The organism is Tenacibaculum larymnensis, from assembly GCF_028829235.1.
GTDB classification, from domain to species: Bacteria; Bacteroidota; Bacteroidia; order Flavobacteriales; family Flavobacteriaceae; genus Polaribacter; species Polaribacter larymnensis.
In genome coordinates, this window is record NZ_JAIWJY010000001.1 from 381,785 (window position 1) to 402,780 (window position 20,996).

12 protein-coding genes are annotated in these 20,996 nt (G+C 32.7%); 6 read left to right on the plus strand and 6 right to left on the minus strand.

What is annotated here, in order from left to right:
- Window positions 1-19: 19 nt before the first annotated feature.
- The 3 genes from LCI24_RS01805 to LCI24_RS01815 all read left to right on the plus strand — a co-directional run bounded on the left by LCI24_RS01805 (window position 20) and on the right by LCI24_RS01815 (window position 9,937).
- Window positions 20-3,505: a M4 family metallopeptidase gene (locus LCI24_RS01805; RefSeq protein ID WP_274638885.1), complete on the plus strand. Its 3,486-nt coding sequence runs from the start codon at window positions 20-22 to the stop codon at window positions 3,503-3,505.
- Between the two features lie 246 nt (window positions 3,506-3,751).
- The gene (locus LCI24_RS01810; RefSeq protein ID WP_274638886.1) at window positions 3,752-7,999 is read left to right on the plus strand and encodes a GEVED domain-containing protein; all 4,248 of its coding nucleotides are present in this window, start codon (window positions 3,752-3,754) and stop codon (window positions 7,997-7,999) included.
- 75 nt (window positions 8,000-8,074) lie between these two features.
- Window positions 8,075-9,937: an ABC-F family ATP-binding cassette domain-containing protein gene (locus LCI24_RS01815; protein WP_274638887.1), complete on the plus strand. Its 1,863-nt coding sequence runs from the start codon at window positions 8,075-8,077 to the stop codon at window positions 9,935-9,937.
- Window positions 9,938-9,944: 7 nt separating this feature from the next.
- On the opposite strand, the gene LCI24_RS01820 is transcribed toward LCI24_RS01815, so the two are convergent.
- Together LCI24_RS01820 and LCI24_RS01825 are read right to left on the minus strand one after the other, a co-directional pair.
- Window positions 9,945-10,661: a 3'-5' exonuclease gene (locus LCI24_RS01820; protein ID WP_274638888.1), complete on the minus strand. Its 717-nt coding sequence runs from the start codon at window positions 10,659-10,661 to the stop codon at window positions 9,945-9,947.
- Window positions 10,651-12,423, minus strand: coding sequence for a DUF4153 domain-containing protein (locus tag LCI24_RS01825; protein ID WP_274638889.1), 1,773 nt, complete (start codon window positions 12,421-12,423; stop codon window positions 10,651-10,653). The genes LCI24_RS01820 and LCI24_RS01825 overlap by 11 nt, the downstream gene beginning before the upstream one ends.
- A 173-nt stretch (window positions 12,424-12,596) precedes the next feature.
- Here LCI24_RS01825 and LCI24_RS01830 point away from each other — a divergent pair, with 173 nt between their 5' ends.
- Window positions 12,597-13,295, plus strand: coding sequence for a response regulator transcription factor (locus LCI24_RS01830; protein WP_099214891.1), 699 nt, complete (start codon window positions 12,597-12,599; stop codon window positions 13,293-13,295).
- Window positions 13,296-13,441: 146 nt separating this feature from the next.
- The gene (locus LCI24_RS01835) at window positions 13,442-14,488 is read left to right on the plus strand and encodes a sensor histidine kinase (protein ID WP_274638890.1); all 1,047 of its coding nucleotides are present in this window, start codon (window positions 13,442-13,444) and stop codon (window positions 14,486-14,488) included.
- Between the two features lie 35 nt (window positions 14,489-14,523).
- Here LCI24_RS01835 and purD read toward each other — a convergent pair whose 3' ends face one another.
- The 4 genes from purD to rnpA all read right to left on the minus strand — a co-directional run bounded on the left by purD (window position 14,524) and on the right by rnpA (window position 19,701).
- Entirely contained in the window at window positions 14,524-15,798 is a 1,275-nt protein-coding gene (gene purD, locus LCI24_RS01840) for a phosphoribosylamine--glycine ligase (protein ID WP_274638891.1), read from the minus strand.
- A 148-nt stretch (window positions 15,799-15,946) separates the two neighbouring features.
- Window positions 15,947-17,626 (minus strand): DUF6909 family protein, encoded by a 1,680-nt coding sequence (locus tag LCI24_RS01845; protein WP_274638892.1) that lies wholly within the window; start codon window positions 17,624-17,626, stop codon window positions 15,947-15,949.
- Window positions 17,627-17,666: 40 nt separating this feature from the next.
- On the minus strand, window positions 17,667-19,292 hold the full coding sequence (locus LCI24_RS01850; RefSeq protein ID WP_274638893.1) for a S41 family peptidase: 1,626 nt from the start codon (window positions 19,290-19,292) through the stop codon (window positions 17,667-17,669).
- Window positions 19,282-19,701 carry a ribonuclease P protein component gene (gene rnpA, locus LCI24_RS01855; RefSeq protein WP_237270775.1) on the minus strand — a complete coding sequence of 140 codons (420 nt, stop codon included), beginning with the start codon at window positions 19,699-19,701 and terminating at the stop codon, window positions 19,282-19,284. The genes LCI24_RS01850 and rnpA overlap by 11 nt, the downstream gene beginning before the upstream one ends.
- A 111-nt stretch (window positions 19,702-19,812) precedes the next feature.
- Here rnpA and LCI24_RS01860 point away from each other — a divergent pair, with 111 nt between their 5' ends.
- Window positions 19,813-20,991: an acyl-CoA dehydrogenase family protein gene (locus LCI24_RS01860; protein WP_274638894.1), complete on the plus strand. Its 1,179-nt coding sequence runs from the start codon at window positions 19,813-19,815 to the stop codon at window positions 20,989-20,991.
- Window positions 20,992-20,996: the final 5 nt, after the last annotated feature.

Here is a 20,996-nt window from a genome sequence, read left to right on the forward strand (position 1 = left end):
TTAACTAAACCCTTCAAAAATGAAACACAATTATGCAAGAACTGTGTTTTTATCTGCTTTTCTATTCGCAGGAGTTTATACCATAAACGCCCAAGAAAATAGAGAGTTAAAACACGTTAAGTTCAACAAATCTTCAAAGGTGTCTTTACAAAAAGCACCAGATTTAATTAGACAAAAATTAAAGCTATTTAAAAATGATGGCTTACAAAAAATTAAATCAAATAGAGATGATTTAGGTTTTACACATGAAAAATTTCAACAAAAATTTAAAGGAATAAAGGTAGAGTTTGCTACGTATACAGCACATGCAAAGAATGGTGCTTTAATGAGTATGAATGGTGAATTTTATGATGTTGGAAAAGTAAAAGTAATTCCTAAGCTATCAAAATCTCAAGCATTTCAAAAAGCTTTATCACACACAGGAGCAGAAAAGTATTTATGGGAATTTCCTGATGCGGCTAAAGAAATGGATAACTATAAAAAACCTGAAGGGGAGTTATTAATTCTTCCTAGAGAGGTAATTGGAAAAAAAGAACCAAGATTAGCTTATAAATTTGACATCTTTGCTACAAAACCACTTAGCAGAGGTTATTTATATATAGATGCTCACACAGGAGAAGCATTATTTTACAATGCTATTATTAAGCATTTAGATGAATTTGGTCATGTAGGTGAACTTACCGAACATGCTAAAAAAAGTAAAAAAGCTACAGAAGCTATAACAGCAGCGTTTGCATCAGGTACTGCACAAACTCGTTATAGTGGTACAAGAACTATTGAAACTTCACTAAGTGGAGGTAACTACATTTTAAGTGATTCTGGAAGAAAAATTTACACCAGAGACGCAAAAAACCAAGCACCAGGTTCTACATATCCATATGTTACAAATTACGATCAGTTTACTGATAATGATAATAATTGGACTACAGCAGAACACAGTGCTAACAAAGATGATGCAGCGTTAGATGCTCATTGGGGAGCAATGATGACCTATGAGTATTTTTTACAAAAACATAACAGAAATAGTTATGATAACAGTGGAGCTCAAATTAGAAGCTATGTACATGTTGATACTAACTATGATAATGCCTTTTGGAATGGTTCTGTAATGTCTTATGGAGATGGTTCTTCGAATGGAACAGAAGGAAATGGTAACTTCGATGCCTTAACTTCTATTGATGTTGCTGCCCATGAAATAGGGCATGCGGTATGTACTTATACAGCAAACTTAGCATACCAAAGAGAATCAGGAGCTTTAAATGAAGGTTTCTCAGATATTTGGGGAGCAGCTGTTGAACATTTTGCAAAAGGAAATGGAAACGATTTAAACCCAGACCTTTCAGTTTGGCTAATAGGAGATGAAATAGACAGACGTAGTGGTTCTGCTGCTTTACGTTCTATGAACGATCCAAAGTCACAAGGTCAACCGGATACTTATGGAGGAACTTATTGGAAGAACCCAAACTGTGGTACACCAACAAGATTTAATGATTACTGTGGAGTTCATACAAACTCAGGAGTTTTAAATAAATGGTTTTATTTACTATCAGTTGGTGGATCTGGAACAAACGATACAAGTGATAACTATAATGTAACAGGAATAGGTATAACAAAAGCAGCTAAAATTGCTTATCGTACCGAAGCTAACTATTTATCAGCAAGTTCAACTTTTGCTGATGCAAGAACTGGAGCTATTCAAGCTGCTACAGATTTATACGGAGCAAACTCTCAAGAGGTAATTTCTACAACAAATGCTTTTTATGCAGTTAATGTAGGAGAAGAGTTTGTACAAACTTGTGCTTTAGCAGCACCAACAAACTTAAATTCATCAAATATTGGTGATAATGGGTTTACAGTAACTTGGACGGCAGTTTCAGGAGCAGCTTCTTACGATGTAACCATTGGAGGAAACACAACAAATGTATCTGGAACATCATTTAACGCTACAGGATTATTAAGCGGAACAGAATATACAGTATCTGTAGCTGCAAAATGTACAACAGGCGGAACAGGAACACCAGCAACATTAAATGTAACAACAACAGGAACACCACCACTTAATTATTGTTCTTCACAAGGAAATAGTGTTGCTGATGAATATATTGAAAGAGTCCAATTAGGAAGTATAGATAATACTTCTGATGGAGGTGGAGGATATTCTGATTTCACTACAATTTCAACTGATTTATCTATTGGTGATTCTAATACAATAACTATTACTCCTAAATGGACAGGTACTGTTTACAGTGAAGGTTATGGAGTATGGATTGATTATAATCAAGATGGAGATTTTTCTGATTCTGGAGAAACAGTTTGGACGAAAGCAGCATCGAAAGATACTCCTGTAAGTACATCGTTTACAGTACCAGCTTCAGCAATTCAAGGAACTACTAGAATGAGAATTGTATTAAAATATAATGCTACACCAACAGCTTGTGAAGCAACATTCTCTTATGGTGAAGTAGAAGATTATACAGTTAATATTACAAATGCTACACCAGATACAGAAGCACCAACGGCGCCTTCTTCAGTAACAGCATCTAATGTTGAAGAAACAACAGCAACATTAAGTTGGACAGCGTCTACAGATAATGTTGGAGTAACTAGTTACGAGGTATTTAATGGAGCTACAAGTGCAGGAACTGTTAGTGGTACATCAATGAACTTAACTGGATTAACTGCAAATACAACGTATAATTTTACAGTAAAAGCTAAAGACGCTGCAGGAAATGTTTCAGCATCGAGTAATACAGCAACATTTACAACAAAAGAAGTATCAGCAGTAGAGTATTGTGCTTCTCAAGGAAATAATTCTTCTTACGAATGGATTGATAGAGTTTCTATGGGAGGAGTTGACAATAACACAGGAAACGATGGTGGTTATAAAGATTATACAAACCTTACAATGAATGTGGCTCCAGGATCTAATAGATTATATGTAAGTGCTGGATTTAGTAGTTCTTCTTATACTGAGTACTGGAAAGCATGGATTGATTATGATAAAGATGGTGTTTTTGAAGACACTGAAGTAGTACTAAATGGTTCTTCTTCAAGTGCTGGTGAGCTTTATGAAGATTTTACAATTCCATCAAATGTTTCAGGAACTACAAGACTTAGAGTTTCTATGAAGTATAACAGTGCTCAAACAGCATGTGAAACATTTACTTATGGTGAGGTAGAAGATTATACTGTTAATATTTCTTCTGGTTCTTCAGTAGCTACAATAACTGGTTTTGCAGCAAATATTAGCGGAGAAGCAATAGGAAATGAAGAAAACTTAGATTTATTAACATATCCTAATCCTGCGGTAGATTTTATACAAATAAAACTAGCTTCAAAAGCAGAAAAAATAAATTATAAACTTATAAATACTGTTGGGAAAGTAGTTAAAGAAGGTCGTTTAAAATCTTCTAATCTAGACGTTTCAAAGTTAAATACTGGAATGTACATTTTAGAGGTAAATGATGGACAAAAACTACTTACAACTAAATTATTTAAAAAGTAAGTTTTTAAAAACATTAAAGAAAAACAAAAGTCTGAGTTTTTTACTCAGGCTTTTGCTTGTTTTAAATTGTAAAATACCATTGAGAATAAAATCTTTGACTTATCTAGGGGTGGCTAAACTATTAAAAGTTAGTTTGTAAAGGGTTAAAATGAGTCTATTCAAAAGGTATAAAGGATAAAGAAAAAGGTAGAATTGTAAAAGAATTAGGAAATAAAAAACTTAATTATTCAACTTAAATTGATTCAAATGAACAAAAAGTTTAAATTTCTAATTGGAGGTCTGTCTGTTGCAGCAGTTTCAATTATTGGTTCAGATTATCTTAAAAAACAAGATGTTGCTGATAAACTGGCCGAACAACGTAAAGTACATAGTACTTTTTTAAAGGAAAGTCCTTTAAATGAATCGTTAAAATGGGGGAAAAAAGAAAGAAAACTTAGAGGGTTACCACCTAACAGGTATTTTGATCAAATGCAGTTACTCACCATGAATCCAGCTACAGGAAAAATGGAAGATGGAAGTTTAGCAGGATTAAGAGAAGATCTGTTGAAAAAGAGAGCACAACAAAAAAGTCCAGGAGACAATGGAAATTCTTGGGCAGAAAGAGGACCTAATAATGTAGGAGGGCGTACAAGAGTTGTTTTATTTGATCCAAATGATGCTACAAATAACACTGTATATGCAGGTGGAGTAAGTGGAGGTTTATGGAAAAATACTAATATCAGTAATGCTAACTCACAATGGACAAGAGTACAAAATGTACCAGGAAATTTATCTGTAACTTCTATTACAGTAGATCCAAGAAACTCTAACAGATGGTATGTAGGTACAGGAGAACAATACACAGCAGGTGATGTGGTAGGAAATGGTGTTTATGTAACTACTGATGGAGGTACAACATGGAATGCGGTTAATATACCAGCAGCAGGAGATGCAATTATTAATTATAATGCAAGTAATGTTTTCTTATCAGGAGTTCATTTCGTAAATGATGTGTTAGCATGGGATAATGGAACTTCAACAGAATTATTCGTTGCAGTAGGAGCACACGTGTACGGAGATTCTTCTAGTCCTAGAAACTGGTTAGGATTACAATCAGCAGGATTGTACCATTCTACAGATAACGGGGCGAATTGGAGTAGAATAGAATCTGCTAATATGAAGTATACTTTTGGAGGAAAAGACTATTATTATATAGCTAATGATTTAGAGGTAAGTGCTAACAATACTTTATGGATGGGTACTATTGCTTCTGCCTTAGGAGAAGGTGGAGGTAGAGTATTTAGCTCTACAAATGGAGGTACTTGGACAGAAGCGGCTGCATCTCCATTAACTGAATCTAATAGAGTAGAAATTGAACCTTCTGCTACTGATGCAAATAAGATTTATGCATTAACGCAAGGAACAACAAGTACTGCTCCTGTTCATATTTATAAAACAACAAATGCTTTTTCAACAGCAAGCGCAACATCATTACCAAATGATGCAGATACAAACATTTCGGCAAACGATTTTTGTCGAGGACAAGCGTTTTATGACTTAGTGATTGAAGCAGACCCAACAAATGATAATATTGTATATGTTGGAGGTATCGACTTATTTAAAACCACAAATGGAGGTTCTTCTTGGTCTCAATTATCACATTGGTACGGAGGTTTTGGTCATCAAAATGTTCATGCAGATCAACACTCAATGGCTTTTGGAAATAATGACTCTTCTAAAATATTATTCGGTAATGATGGAGGAATCTATTATTCAGGAAATTCAGGAAGTACAATTAGTGTAAGAAACAAAGGTTATAATGTAACTCAGTTTGTAAAAGCAGGAATTGGTCCTGACGGAGCAGGTGATGTTAATGGAATTTTTAGTGCGGGTGCTCAAGATAACGGTACACAAGCATTTAGAAATGCAGTCGCAGGAATTAATAGCTCTACTCAATTAAGTGATGGTGACGGATTCTACACTTTCGTTGATAAAGATGGAGACTATATGATTGCTACATATGTAAACAACGTAATATATAGGTTTAACTTACCTTGGAATGGCTTAGGTAGACAGCAAGGAGGAGCAACAACGTTATCAAGTGATCAAAACACAGGAGATTTTGTAAACCCTATGGGGTATGATAATGATGCAAATCGTCTATTATCAAATGCATCAATAAGTTCTGCTAACTCAATATTGAGTATTAATGTAGCATCAAATTCAAAAGGAAATATTACAAATGCATTATTAGACGCAAGTCCAACAGCTTTTCAAGCATCTCCTTTTACAAATAATGCATGGTTTGTAGGATTAGCGAATGGTAAACTATTAAAGTTAACAAACGTTACTAATTCTAATGCAACATGGTCAAACATAAATACACCTTTTGTTGGTTCTGTATCTTCAGTAAGATTTGGAGCTACTGAAGATGATATTTTCGTAACAATACATAACTACGGAGTAACAAGTGTTTGGGCTACTTCAGATGGAGGAGCGAATTGGGTAAGCAAAGAAGGAAACCTACCAAATATTCCTGTAAGAGATATTTTACAAAATCCATTAGACAGAACTGAAGCTATTTTAGCAACTCAATTAGGAGTTTGGTCAACATCTAATTTTAATGATGCAAACCCTAACTGGAATCAAGCATATAATGGAATGAGCGATGTTAGTGTTACCTCATTTGATTATTGGAATGTAAGTGGAGATCATACAACAAATAAAGTAATTGCTTCTACATACGGTAGAGGAGTGTTTACAGGTTCATTTACTAGTAATGTTGCTGCTGATACTGAAGCACCGTCTGCTCCAACTAGTTTAGCAGCAAGCTCTATAACAGCAACAAGTTTAACGTTAAACTGGACGGCTTCAACAGATAATGTTGCAGTAACAGGGTATGATGTATATCAAGGAGCAACTAAAATAGGAAGTTCAACAACTACTTCATATAATGTAACCGGATTAACAGCAAGTACAGCATATACTTTTACTGTAAAAGCAAAAGATGCAGCAGGAAATATTTCAGCAGTAAGTAATACAGCAAACGCTACTACTACAGCCGCAACAATTACATACTGTAACTCTAAGGGTAATAGTGTTTCTGATGAATATATTGGAAGAGTTCAATTAGGAAGTATCGATAATTCTTCAGGAGGAGGAAACGGATACTCTGATCATACTGCAATTTCTACAGATTTAGAAAAAGGAAAATCAAATACAATTACAATTACACCAACTTGGACAGGAAGTAGTTATGATGAAGGATATGGTGTTTGGATTGATTACAACCAAGATGGAGATTTTTCTGATGCAGGAGAAACAGTGTGGACAAAAGCTAAATCTAAAGATACTCCTGTAAGCACATCGTTTACAGTGCCAAGTTCAGCTTTAGATGGAGCAACAAGAATGAGAATCGTTATGAAGTATAATGCAACACCAACAGCTTGTGAGGCATCATTCTCTTATGGTGAAGTAGAAGACTATACAGTAAATATTGGAGCTGCAGTAGCAGATACTCAAGCACCAACAGCACCTAGTAGTTTAGCTTCATCAAGTGTAGCACAAACTACGTTAACTTTATCTTGGACAGCATCAACAGATAATGTAGGTGTTACAGGATACGATGTATATCAAGGAGGAACTAAGTTAACAACTGTTACAACAACATCTTACAATGTAACGGGATTAACCGCTAATACAGCTTATACATTTTCAGTAAAAGCAACAGATGCTGCAGGAAATGTTTCTTCAGCAAGTAATACAGTAAATGTTACTACATTAGATAATGTTGTTAGCTATTGTTCTTCAAAAGGAAATAGAGTTACTTATGAGTGGATAGATTATGTTTCTTTTGGAGGAATGACAAATACAACTTCTGCAAATGGAGGGTATGGTGATTTCACGAATAAAGTTGCAACAGTTACTCAAGGAACAACAAATCAAATCATTGTAAGTGCAGGATTTAGTGGTTCTTCATATACTGAGTATTTTACGGTTTGGATTGATTATAACCGTAACGGAACTTTTGAAAGTAGTGAACAAACATCTTTAGGTTCTTCTAGTACAGCAGCAAATAGATCAGCAAACATATCTATTCCATCAAGCGCGTTATTAGGACAAACAAGAATGCGTGTATCTATGAAGTACAATGGAGCATCAACAGCTTGTGAAACTTTTGCAGATGGAGAAGTAGAAGATTATACAGTTAATATTGTTAACTCATCATCTTCAGTAGCAGTATCAGGTACAAGTGATGAGTTTGCTGAACCATTAGATAGAGAAGCAAAATCGAGCTTAACAGCATACCCAAATCCAGCAATAAGTAATGTTACTGTAAAATTTGGAAGCAACGAAAATGTAAGTTATAAAATAACAAATACAATTGGTAGAGTTGTATTAACAGGAAAAACAGTTAATGGTACTGTAAATGTTTCTAATTTAAAAACAGGAATTTATTTATTAGAGGCGAACGATGGTAAAAAGTCGGAAACCATTAAATTAATGAAGAAATAATAGCTTTTCTTTTAATTATAACAAAACCCGAGCAATTGCTCGGGTTTTTTGTTTCTTTGCATAAAATTTTAGAGAATGAATTACCTATCAGTAGAAAACATAGCAAAATCGTATGGCGAAAAGGTCTTATTTGAAGATATTTCTTTTGGAATTAATAAAGACCAAAAAATAGCTTTTGTTGCTAAAAATGGTAGTGGAAAAACCTCTATTTTAAACATTATTGCAGGAAAAGATACACCAGATGAAGGCCAAGTTATCAGTAGAAAAGGAATTAATATTGCTTATCTAGCACAAGATGATGATTTGGACCCCGATTTAACTATAGAAGAAACTATTTTCTCTACAGAAAATACCATCCTTCCTATTATTCAGCAATACGAAAAAGCATTACAAAATCCTGATGATACTGAAACCTATCAAAAAGCATTTGAGTTGATGGAACAGCATAATGCTTGGGATTTTGAAACACAGTACAAGCAAATACTTTCTAAGTTAAAGCTTGATGATTTGTCACAAAAAGTAGGAAAGCTTTCTGGTGGACAAAAGAAACGATTGTCGTTAGCAATCATTCTAATTAATAAACCTGATTTATTAATACTTGATGAGCCAACTAACCATTTAGATTTGGAAATGATTGAGTGGTTAGAAGCATTTTTCGCTAAGGAAAAAATAACCTTATTCATGGTAACACACGATCGTTATTTTTTAGAACGTGTGTGTAATGAGATTATAGAATTAGATAACGGAAAACTATACAAATACAAAGGAAACTACTCATATTACCTTCAAAACAAAGAAGAACGATTAGCTTTAGAAGCAACGAACTTAAGCAAAGCAAAAAGCTTGTTTAAAAAAGAGTTGGATTGGATGCGTCGTCAGCCCAAAGCACGTACTACTAAGTCAAAATCACGTATTGATGACTTTTTCCAAATTAAAGAAAAAGCACACCAACGAAGAAAAGAGCATGAAGTTCAGTTAGAAATTAACATGGAGCGTTTAGGAAGTAAAATAGTAGAGCTTCATAAACTAAAAAAGAACTTTGGAGATAAAGTTATTTTAGATGGATTTGACTATGTTTTTAAACGAGGTGAGCGTATAGGAATCATCGGAAAAAACGGAACAGGGAAATCCTCTTTCTTAAACATACTAACAGGCAAAATTCCTGTAGATGGAGGTAAAGTAATTGTTGGAGAAACGGTAAAATTTGGTTACTACACTCAAAAAGGAATCCAAATAAAAGAAGGACAAAAAGTAATAGAAGTTATTAAAGAGTTTGGAGAAGAAATTCCGCTAACCAAAGGAAGAAGAATTTCTGCAGCTCAGTTATTAGAACGCTTTTTATTTGATAGAAAAAAGCAATATGATTTTGTCGAAAAATTAAGTGGAGGAGAACAGAAGCGTTTGTACCTGTGTGCTGTTTTGATTCAAAACCCTAATTTTTTAATTCTTGATGAGCCTACCAACGATTTAGATGTGGTAACCCTAAATGTATTAGAAAGCTTCTTATTGGATTACCCGGGGAACTTAATTGTAGTATCGCACGACCGTTATTTTATGGATAAAATAGTTGATGGCTTATTTGTTTTTAAAGGAAATGGAGAAGTAGAAAATTTTCCAGGAAATTACTCTGATTACAGAGCGTATGAAAGCTCTTTACCACCAGAGCCTAAAGAAGAGAAGAAAGTAGCTAAAAAGCAAGAAAAAACGCCTCAGAAAGGAAAGTTAAGTTATAACGAAAAACGAGAGTTTGGTCAACTAGAGGTAGATATTGAAAGATTACAAAAGAAGAAAGTAAAATTAGAAGCACAATTCACCAACGGAGAAATAGCGATGGATGATATTAATGAAAAATCTTTAGAGCTACAAGAAATTATAGAAAGTTTAGAAGAAAAAGAAGAACGTTGGTTTGAACTTTCAATGAAATTGGAAGGAGAATAGGTTGATATTACACTTTTATAATATCAATTTCATCAACCAAAGGTTTATTTAAAAACCTTAATAAAAGCTGAGCTACCGCTACGGTATCTCGTTCGCAATATTCAACAATACGTGGTAGGTTTTTCTCTTGGTAATAAACATTAGCAACCTCACTTCCATCAATATCTTGTTTGGGTGACGGAATTCCTAAAATAGCGGTAAGTAACTTTAAAGAAGTATAGTGTTTATAGTCGCCAAATTTCCATAGGTCTAAAGTATCTAAATGCGGAACTTCCCAAGGCTTTTTTCCAAATAAGTTAAGTTTACTAGGTAAGTCAATTCGATTGATAATCATACGTCGTGCGATATAAGGAAAATCAAATTCTTTACCGTTATGCGCACATAATAGATGGTTTGGATGGTTAAAATGTGTATCTAATAAATTTTTAAAATCAACCAAAAGTTTATGCTCATTATCACCATAAAAAGAAGTAACCCGAAGTTGGTTTACCCCCTTACGTTCTACAAAATACCCTACAGAAATACAGATTATTTTTCCAAACTCAGCCCAAATACCAGCTCGATGATAAAATTCTTCAGGAGTAAATTCATCTTTACGTTGGTATTGTGTTTTCAAAGCATATAACTCTTGCATTTCAGTAGATAAATCAGTAAAAAATTCTACTTCAGGAACCGTTTCGATATCTAAAAACAAGATGTTTTGTAGGTTAAGTTTATTCAGCATTTTTTTCTTTAATTAAAATAAAAACACCTGTATTAGATATGTGTTTTTTAGTAGTGTTATCATCGACTTCCGAAAGGTTTATATTTTGAAAAATGAGTTTAACATTTAACGTTTCGAAATGATGTTCGATCGTCATTAAATCAGGATTCAGATTATAGTTTTTATCTTGATTTTTAAGCTTCTCAACCAAATTGGAGTAATTTATATCGCCAATATGATTGTCTCCATTCCAAATTTCAATTGTATTTGTTTTTCTAGACAAAGAAAAGCGATAATTTCTAATAGTGCTTCTTTTTTTACTGTAAGAATTTAGGTGTAGTTTTTTTAAAACATCATAATTTTTAGTGTTGATAGTTAGTTTTTCTTCGTCAATATTATAATAACCTTTAAAAAGTAAATTATTTATATCATCAGTACTATCAACAACCTTAATATCTAAACTATCTAGTAACTTACTTTGCAATTGCCATTGGCTCTCGGTTTTAAATACTGTTTTTGGATTATAGCCTAAAACACTTTCTACTTTATCTAACTCATGTTTGTTATTTAAATATCTAAAAATAGAACGAAGTTGATTTTTCTTTTCAAAAGTGGTTGTGAAATTATCATTTTTAATGTCTGTATACACTTTTTCAAATTGAAGAAGTTGGCTCTTTGTTGATATCGAAAAAGCACCCCAAAAACCAAAAGAAATAAGAAAAGAAATAACAGCTAAACTAAAAGGAAAGACCTTAATTTTTTTACGTTTACTAAAAAGTATGTATAAGGTCATGGCTAAGATCCAGCAAGCTAAAATGAATACGAAATAACGGTTTTCGGTAATGCCATATTCGTTAATACGCCTGAAAATAGCGACAAAAAGCATGGCTATTAAAGGTAATAACAAATAATAAAACCATGGATGAAATTTTTTAATTGTGCGAGAATCTATAGTTTTTTGAATAGGGTTGATAAGTATTTGAACGATAAATCCTAAAAAAGAAAGAGCAATAACTAAATAAGAAACCCATCCTTTAGGTAAGTTCCAATTGATTACTATTTTTAAGCTATAGGCATATAAAATGATGAGGTATAAAATTACTAATGGAATTAAGATATATTTAACCAGTACTTCTAAAGCTTTGGTGTAGTTAATAGCAAGTTGGTTATGAACATCTTTAGGAAAATCAGAAAGGTAAATCCATGTATTTACAATTCCTATACAAAGCACAAAAACCTGAAAAAAACGATCTCCTTTAAAATCAATAGTAAACAAGTGTTTAATAGCGAGTAATGCTAACACAATACCTAAATATAATATCAGGGAGAAAAATAAACTTCTAAAGAGTGCTATAAAAACAGATTTTAGGTAATTAAAATAAGCGGATTTATTCCAACTAAAAACAAAAGGAGCAACCATTACAAGTAAATGCCCAGTTATAAAGTAAAGAACAAAACGGGTGATAGAGTTTTGATAAATCTCTGAGCCATGAATATCAATACTAAAATAAAATAAGAGTAGAAAACCGAGAGTTAGTAAGAATACCCAGGTATTGTCTTTTTTAAACTGTTCTTCAAAAAAACGAGTAGCAATTAACCAGCTTATTCCTAGAATAAAAATTAAAATAACCTTACCGTTAAAAGCATTGTCAAAAGTATTTGCTTCAATTGTAAATAAAGTAAACAACGTACCTACTATTGCCCATGAAAGGGTTATAGGAAATCGTTTAAAGGCACCTTTGGCTTTGGAAGTAATTTCTCCAAGGGAAGAAATAATTTTCATAGGAAACAATTTGTCTAAAGATACAAAAACTGCAAAAAATGAAAAGCAAAAGATTATTCCTTATTTCTTTTAAGCAAAAGTTTAGTAAATATTAAATGAACGTTAAGTTAAGCATGCATACAAAGGGTTTACTTTTTTATGATTACTTTTGGGTAACACAATAAAAATGAATAATGAACACTAGCGACATTAAAATTTTACTAGTTGATGATGAACCAGATATTTTAGAAATTGTAGGATACAATTTAAAATCAGAAGGATATCAGGTTTTTACTGCAAGTAATGGTGCAGAAGCTGTAAAAACAGCAAAAAAAGTAACTCCACATTTAATCTTACTAGATATTATGATGCCTGAAATGGATGGTATTGAAGCATGTGAAAAAATTAGAAATATAAAATCTTTGGAAGATGTTATAATCTCTTTTTTAACCGCTAGAGGAGAAGACTACTCACAAGTAGCAGGTTTTGATGCTGGAGCAGATGATTATATAACTAAACCAGTAAAACCAAAAGTACTAATAAGTAAAGTTAAATCTTTATTACGTCGTTTAAAGACAGAAGAAAAAGCGGATACCACTACAAAAATTGGAGATATTGTAATCAATAGAGACGAGTATGTAGTTTTCAAAGGAGAAGAAAAAATATCTTTACCAAGAAAGGAGTTTGAACTATTCTCACTTTTAACTTCAAAGCCAGGAAAAGTATTTAAAAGAGAAGTTATTTTAGATAGCGTTTGGGGAAATGAAGTAGTTGTAGGAGGAAGAACAATTGATGTACACATACGTAAACTCCGCGAGAAAATAGGAGATCACTATTTTAAAACAGTAAAAGGAGTTGGATACAAGTTTGTGCTAGACGAAACAGACAAATAATTTTTAAACTCAAAAATTAATAAGTAGATTGCTAGCTAGCAATCTATTTTTTTATCATGAAATGAGCTATAATAATTCTTGATACTTCACAAGATAATTAATGGCGAATTACATCTGACATTTAAAAGAATAATAGAAAAAAACAGATGAAAAAAATAAAAAAAACCTATAACTACGCACTCTGGTCGGCATTATACTCAACACTATTATCTATAGTTATAGCAGTATTATCGTATTTACTTTTATTAAATAGCCTAGGTGTTATAACCATTGTTATTTTTGGAGTAGCAATGTTTATTGTTTCTTTTTTTGTAATTCAATACAGAGCAGAACACTTTATTTACCAACGAGTAAAAAAGATGTATGAAGATATTTCTATTTTAGATGTTAACGATTTAAAGCGAAAAAAAGTAACAACAGATGTAGAGGCTTTAACAAAAAGTGTACAAGAATACGTTGAAGGGAAGAGTGAAGAGATAGCGAATTTAACACAACGCGATTCATTTCGTCGAGACTTCTTAGGAAATGTGGCTCATGAGCTTAAAACACCACTTTTTACAGTACAAGGATATATTTTAACATTAATTGAAGGAGCTGCCGATGACAAAGAAATTCTTGAAAAATATTTAGAAAGAGCAAACAAAGGAGTGGAGAGGTTAACCTCAATTGTAAAAGACTTAGATATGATTGCTAAGTTAGAAACTGAGGGAATGAAAATGAACATGCAAACGTTCAATATTATTGAACTGATTCAAAATGTGTTCGATTTGTTTGAAATGAAAGCTAAAAAAAGAAATATTACGCTACGCTTTGATCGCGTATATGATTTTCCTCATTTGGTAAAAGGAGATGTAGAAAGGATTGAACAAGTACTTATAAATCTTATTGTAAACTCTATTAAGTACGGTAAAGTAGGAGGTATCACCACAGTGAGTGTTGAACCGTATAATCAGAATAAACTTATTATTAAAATAAATGATAACGGTGAAGGAATAAAACAAGAACACATATCTCGTTTATTTGAACGTTTTTATCGTGTAGATCAAAGTCGTTCACGTGAACAAGGAGGTTCAGGTTTAGGGCTTTCTATTGTAAAACACATTATTGAAGCGCATAACGAAACTATTCTTTTAAAGAGTGTACACGGAGAAGGTTCTGAGTTCTCTTTTACACTAGAAAAGGCAATGAAATAAAAAAAGGAGTTGATAACCAACTCCTTTTTTTATTATTATTTTAAATCGAATCCGATATCTTTTCGATAATTCATTTTATCAAAAGCTATTTTGTCAATGCTTTTATACGATTTTTCTAAGGCTTCTTCTATAGAACCTCCAAAAGAAGTAATTGCCATTACACGTCCACCGCTTGTAACAACTTTACCGTCTTTTAAAGTGGTTCCTGCATGAAAAACGATAGAATCATCTACAGTATTAAAACCTGTAATTTCTTTTCCTTTTTCATAAGCTTCAGGATATCCACCCGAAACTAACATCACAGTCGTTGCTGTTTGTGGGGTAACTTCGTATGATTTATCTCCTAAGGTTTGCGTAGCAACACCTTCAAATAAATCTAGTAAGTCTGATTGAATACGTGGTAACACCACTTCTGTTTCAGGATCTCCCATACGAACATTATACTCAACTACAGATGGATTTCCGTTATCGTTCATCAATCCGATAAAAATAAACCCTCTATAATCTATTCCGTCTTTTTGTAAACCGTCTATTGTTGGTTTAACGACCAATTCTTCCACTTTTGTTAAAAAATCATCCGTTGCAAAAGGAACAGGAGAAATAGCTCCCATACCGCCTGTATTTAGTCCTGTATCACCTTCTCCAATACGTTTGTAATCTTTAGCAGAAGGTAAAATTTTATAATTCTTTCCATCCGTTAATACGAAAACAGATAATTCTATTCCTTTTAAAAATTCTTCAATAACTACAGTTGATGAAGCACTTCCAAATTTTTGATTAGAAAGCATTTCTTCTAACTCAGCTTTTGCCTCCTCTAAGTCATTTAAAATTAAAACTCCCTTTCCAGCAGCTAATCCGTCAGCTTTCAATACATACGGAGCATCTAATGTTTCTAAGAATTTTTTTCCTTCAGCTAAAGTATCAGTAGTAAAAGATTGGTAGCGAGCTGTAGGAATATTGTGTTTTTCCATAAACTGCTTCGAAAAATCTTTACTTCCCTCTAACAAAGCACCGTCTTTTTTTGGTCCAATTACAGGAATGTTTTTTAATTCTTTATCAGCTAAGAAAAAGTCATGAACCCCTTCAACTAAAGGAGCTTCAGGACCTACAACTACCATATTGATATCGTGTTGTAAAACAGTTTCTTTTACCTGAGCAAAATCAGTTGGATTGATTGCAATATTTTTAGCAATAGCATCAGTTCCTGCGTTACCAGGAGCAACATAAAGGCTGTTGATTTTAGTACTTTCTGAAAGTTTTTTAGCAAAGGCGTGTTCTCTACCGCCCGATCCTAAAATTAGAATATTCATTGTTGTGTGTTGTTGTATTGTGAGTGCAAATATAAAATAAGAAAAAAGGCTATGAGCAAAACCTGTCTTTAAAATTGTAGAAAAAACAAAAAAGGCCTCTTTTTGAAGAAAAGGAGCCTTTTTTTATTATTTCACTGTCGCTTTGTAACTAAAATATTTGTTCTAGTATTTTTTGTGTAATAGCATAAGTTGGTGTTACTCCGCTCATTCCAAGTCCACCAGAAGCAAGTGTTGCACCAGTTTCAAGCGGGTTATCAGAAGCGTAGTAAGCATAGCGTACTTTTACATTTTCTGAAATATTTCCTCTAATTCTGGAGGCAGATTGAATCGCTTTTTGGTAGTGCGCTCCTTCCATCTCTAGTCCGATTACATCCCAAGTAGAATCATGGAAGAATCGTAATAAATCTTTATTTTGTAATGATGTTCCTAATACAGTAATCATAGCTCCATCAAAAACTTGAACACCAAAACCTTCTAAATCTTCTTTTGATAATTCATTTTTAAATGGATAATTATCAGCAGTACCTTCAAAAATATGTGAAGAAGGAATCATAATATCTCCTTTACCACCTTCTAAAATACCAGCTTTACCCATAATCGAAACAGACTGAACATCTAGATGAATTTTATCTCCTTTTGTTTTGTATGGCTTTAACAATTCGTCCATAGTTTCAAAAGCTTGCTCACCAAAGGCATAATCCATTACAATAATTACAGGATCTTCTCCAACAGAGTTAACTTTGTTAAAAGAATTTGTTTCAAAATCAATTTTTCCAGTATCAATTACCTGAACATTGATGTTGGTTCCTGAAGTATCTTTAATGTAAATTAACCCGTTTTCTGAAGCATAATTTTTAACGGCAGATTGTAAAGCGCTACTGTTGTTATTACTCAATACTTCAAAAAGTTGAAAATCTTTATGTTTTTTAGCTTCTTTTGGTAAAGCATTTTGGGCATAAATACTATTCATTACACTGTGCATGTTTGCACTAATTATATGAATAGGGCGTTCTATTAACCCATTGTCTAACAACACTTTTTTAATGTTGTTAGCCCATATTTCTCCATAATAATGGTGTCCAATTTCTTCAATTAAAACAGAACTGAATTTTATAGAGCGTTTTTGGTCGTATAAAGCTTCATTAATAGCAAGCTTACCTAACCAATAAATTAGATGGAAAAACCTATTTGGATTCTCTTCTGTTGCAAACGTGTTGTATGCATCATATACTTCATCATAAGTTCTTCCTAAAATATTACCAAGATGTACAACAATTACATCTTTTTCCTCATCGGTAAGGGTTTTATTATGTATTACAATATCTTCTAGTTGTAACCATTCACGAATAAAACTTTCACCATTATTAAAAACTACACGGTCTTTAATTTTATGAGATTCAATAAATAAAAATGTCAAGTGTGTAAGAATATCGTAAATTTCAGATCGTCCTCTGGTAATTTCAATATTCATTTGGTTCTTGTCAATACGATAGCAGTTTCTTCTTCTTTTAGGAGGAATAATTGCCTTGAACTTAGAGTTACGATACCCTTCATCAGCAGTTAAATAAATAAACTGACATTCTTCAATTCCTTCAGGTAAACGTTCAATTACGTATACCAGTCCGTTTAATTCAGTTTTATTTTCTGCAATTGAACCATAAATTTCTGGACGTAAAGATAAAAGTGATTTACGTAATGTTTCACCAGAAACACCCATTGGTTTGTAAAAACCGCGACTAAATAAGTGTCGCATTGAAATGTATAAACGCTCAATAGCATTTGTAGATTCTTGGGCTCTTGTACGTTCTTTTAGGATAGGTTTTGACATATGTTTTTAAAGTACAAATATACAAATTATGTTAAAGAAGCTATTTTTTTAAAATACTGCTATATTTTTTAGGGTTATTTAGCAAGTTAACAGCATTTTTTATAGTAATATCATTTTTAAATAAATGTTTATACACCCCTTCTTTATATGCATAACGCTCAACAATTTCATTTTCAATTTCTTTTGATAAAATATCTTCATTCACCAAAACTTTTGCAACTTTAGCAGCTTTTAGTTGTTGGATAATCGTGTTATATTCTGAAGTAATTTTATTATTGTTTTCTACTGATTTATATGCTTCTTGGAAAAGTTTTTCTTCTTTAGATACAAAAGCGGTGTCTTTACGAAGCAAATATTGTTTAAATTGATTAAAGTTTGTAGATGAAAAAGTATAATTTTCAGCAGATAAATTAGGGTTTTGATATGTAAAATCAGTTACAAAATTAAAAATAGCTCTTGATTTTAGTAACTCATCTGTTTCTTTTGTTTTTTTAGAAAATTCACTTTCTACATCAGGAGTAACACCCCCACCATCGTATACTTTTCGTCCATTTTGAGTTGTAAATTCATTAAGAGTAGTATCTGAAAACTTAGGTACTTTTCCTGTTTTTGAATCTCTATTAGCATAATCTAATTCCTGAATACATCGCCCGCTAGGAGTGTAATATTTAGAAATTGTGATTTTCATTTGTGTTCCATAACTCAAATCAAAGTAACGTTGCACTAGTCCTTTTCCAAAAGAACGCTCACCCATAATTACAGCTCTGTCATAGTCTTGTAAAGCACCAGAAACAATTTCTGAAGCAGAAGCCGATCGACCGTTTATTAATACTACAATAGGAATTTCAGCATCTAAAGGTTCTCTATTTGTTTTATAAGTTCTACTGTTTTTTTGAGTTTTTCCACGAGTATCTACAACTTTCAAGCCTTTAGGAATAAATAAATTGGTAATGTTTATTGCGTCAAATAAAGAGCCTCCAGGATTGTATCTTAAATCAAACACCAATTTTTTCATTCCTCTTTTTTTTAGGTCACCAAATGCGTTTACAACACTTTCGGTAGCTTTTTGACTGATAAATCGTGTTAAAACAATATAACCTGTTTCGTTATCAATCATATCGTAAAAAGGAACAGGGTCTAAAATAACTTTATCAAGTTTTACAGAAACATTTTTTGTAAGATTATTCCTTTCTACCTTTAAAGAAAGCTCTTTTCCAGGTACTCCTTTTAGCATTTGAGAGAACTGACTTCTTTCTAAGGTATTTAATTCTTGTCCATTTACATTGGTAATAATATCACCTGCTTTTAAGCCAGCTTTATCAGCCGAAAAACCTTTGTAAACTTCAGAAACTACAATTCCTTTTTTAGTATAAAATGTAGAAATACCAATACCACCATATTCACCTTCACGACGAATACGCGCATCTTCAACATCTTGTTCGTTATAAAAATTGGTATAAGGATCTAAATTTTTAAGCGTGTTTTTTATTGCTTTGTCAGTTAAATCTCCAGGATTAATTTCATCAATATAATTAATGTTTAACTCTTTAAAAAGGTTGTTGTAAATTTCAATTTGTTTAGCAATCTCAAAAAAACGAGATTGAAAAGAAAAGAAAAGAGAGATTACAATGAGTGAACCAAAAAAAAGGTATTTTCTATTTTTCATCTTGAGTAACTTCTGTAATAAACTGTGTTAATAATTTCTTCATTTTATGCTCTAAATCAGCATATTTCCATTCATCTCTTGCAAGATAAGAAATCATAAACACATACGGTTTATCTACAGTCTCATAAATAGTATGCTTTTCTTTACGGTATGTTTCGCGAAGTAACCGTTTTATACGGTTTCTATCCACGGCTTTTTTAAAGTTACGTTTAGGAACAGAAACGCCAACTTGTGCAGGGAACTTAGAGGTGTGTTCGGTTTGTATATATACCATTCTTAGTGGAAAAACTTTTATCACCTTTCCCTCCTCATATAGTCTTCCTATGAGCTTTTTGCTTTTTAAACGCTCCTCTTTTCCTAAAGTAAATCTCATTAGTACAAACATACGCAAACCTGCACTAATAACCATTTTTTTAAGTATTTTTGAAACAATTCTTTTAAGAAACCACATAAAATCAAACCGCGATTAATTTTACATTTCTCTTATACAATTAGTAAAAATTAATTTTAAAACATATTTATGAAGTCTGATTTATTTCAAGCCCCAGATTATTATCAAGTAGACGATTTATTAACCGATGAACATAAACTTGTTCGAGGCACTGCTCGTGAATGGGTTAAGAAAAACTTATCTCCAATTATTGAAGAGTATGCACAACGTGCAGAATTTCCGAAGGAATTAATTAACGGATTGGCAGAAGTAGGAGCTTTCGGATCTTATATTCCTGAAAAGTATGGAGGTGCAGGGTTAGATCAAATTTCTTATGGGTTAATTATGCAAGAGCTAGAAAGGGGTGATAGCGGAATTCGATCTACTGCTTCAGTACAGTCTTCTCTTGTTATGGGACCTATTTATAACTACGGAACCGAAGCACAAAGACAAAAATACTTACCAAAATTAGCTTCTGGTGAATGGATGGGAAGCTTTGGGTTAACTGAACCAAATCATGGTAGTAATCCTGGAGGAATGGAAACCAAGTTTAAAGACATGGGAGACCATTATTTATTGAATGGAGCAAAAATGTGGATTTCAAATGCGCCAATTTGTAATGTAGCTGTTGTATGGGCAAAAAATGAAGAAGGACGCATTCATGGTTTGATAGTAGAACGTGGTATGGAAGGTTTTTCTACACCAGAAACTCATAACAAATGGTCGTTAAGAGCATCAATTACAGGTGAGTTAATTTTTGACAATGTTAAAGTTCCAAAAGAAAACTTATTGCCAAATAAATCAGGATTAGGAGCACCTTTGTTGTGTCTTGACTCAGCGCGTTATGGTATTGCTTGGGGAGCTATTGGTGCTGCGATGGATTGTTACGATACGGCATTGCGTTATGCGAAAGAACGTACACAATTTGGAAAACCAATAGGTCAATTTCAGTTGCAACAAAAAAAGCTAGCTGAAATGATTACTGAAATTACCAAAGCACAGTTGTTAACGTGGCGTTTGGGGGTACTGAAGAACGAAAGTCGTGCAACATCTGCTCAAATATCTATGGCGAAGCGAAATAATGTTGATATGGCATTAAAAATAGCACGAGAAGCAAGACAAGTGTTAGGAGCAATGGGAATTTCTGGAGAGTACTCAATTATGAGACATGCAATGAATTTAGAAAGTGTAATAACCTATGAAGGAACACATGATGTTCATTTATTAATCACAGGATTAGATATCACAGGATTAAATGCATTTAAATAAAAAAG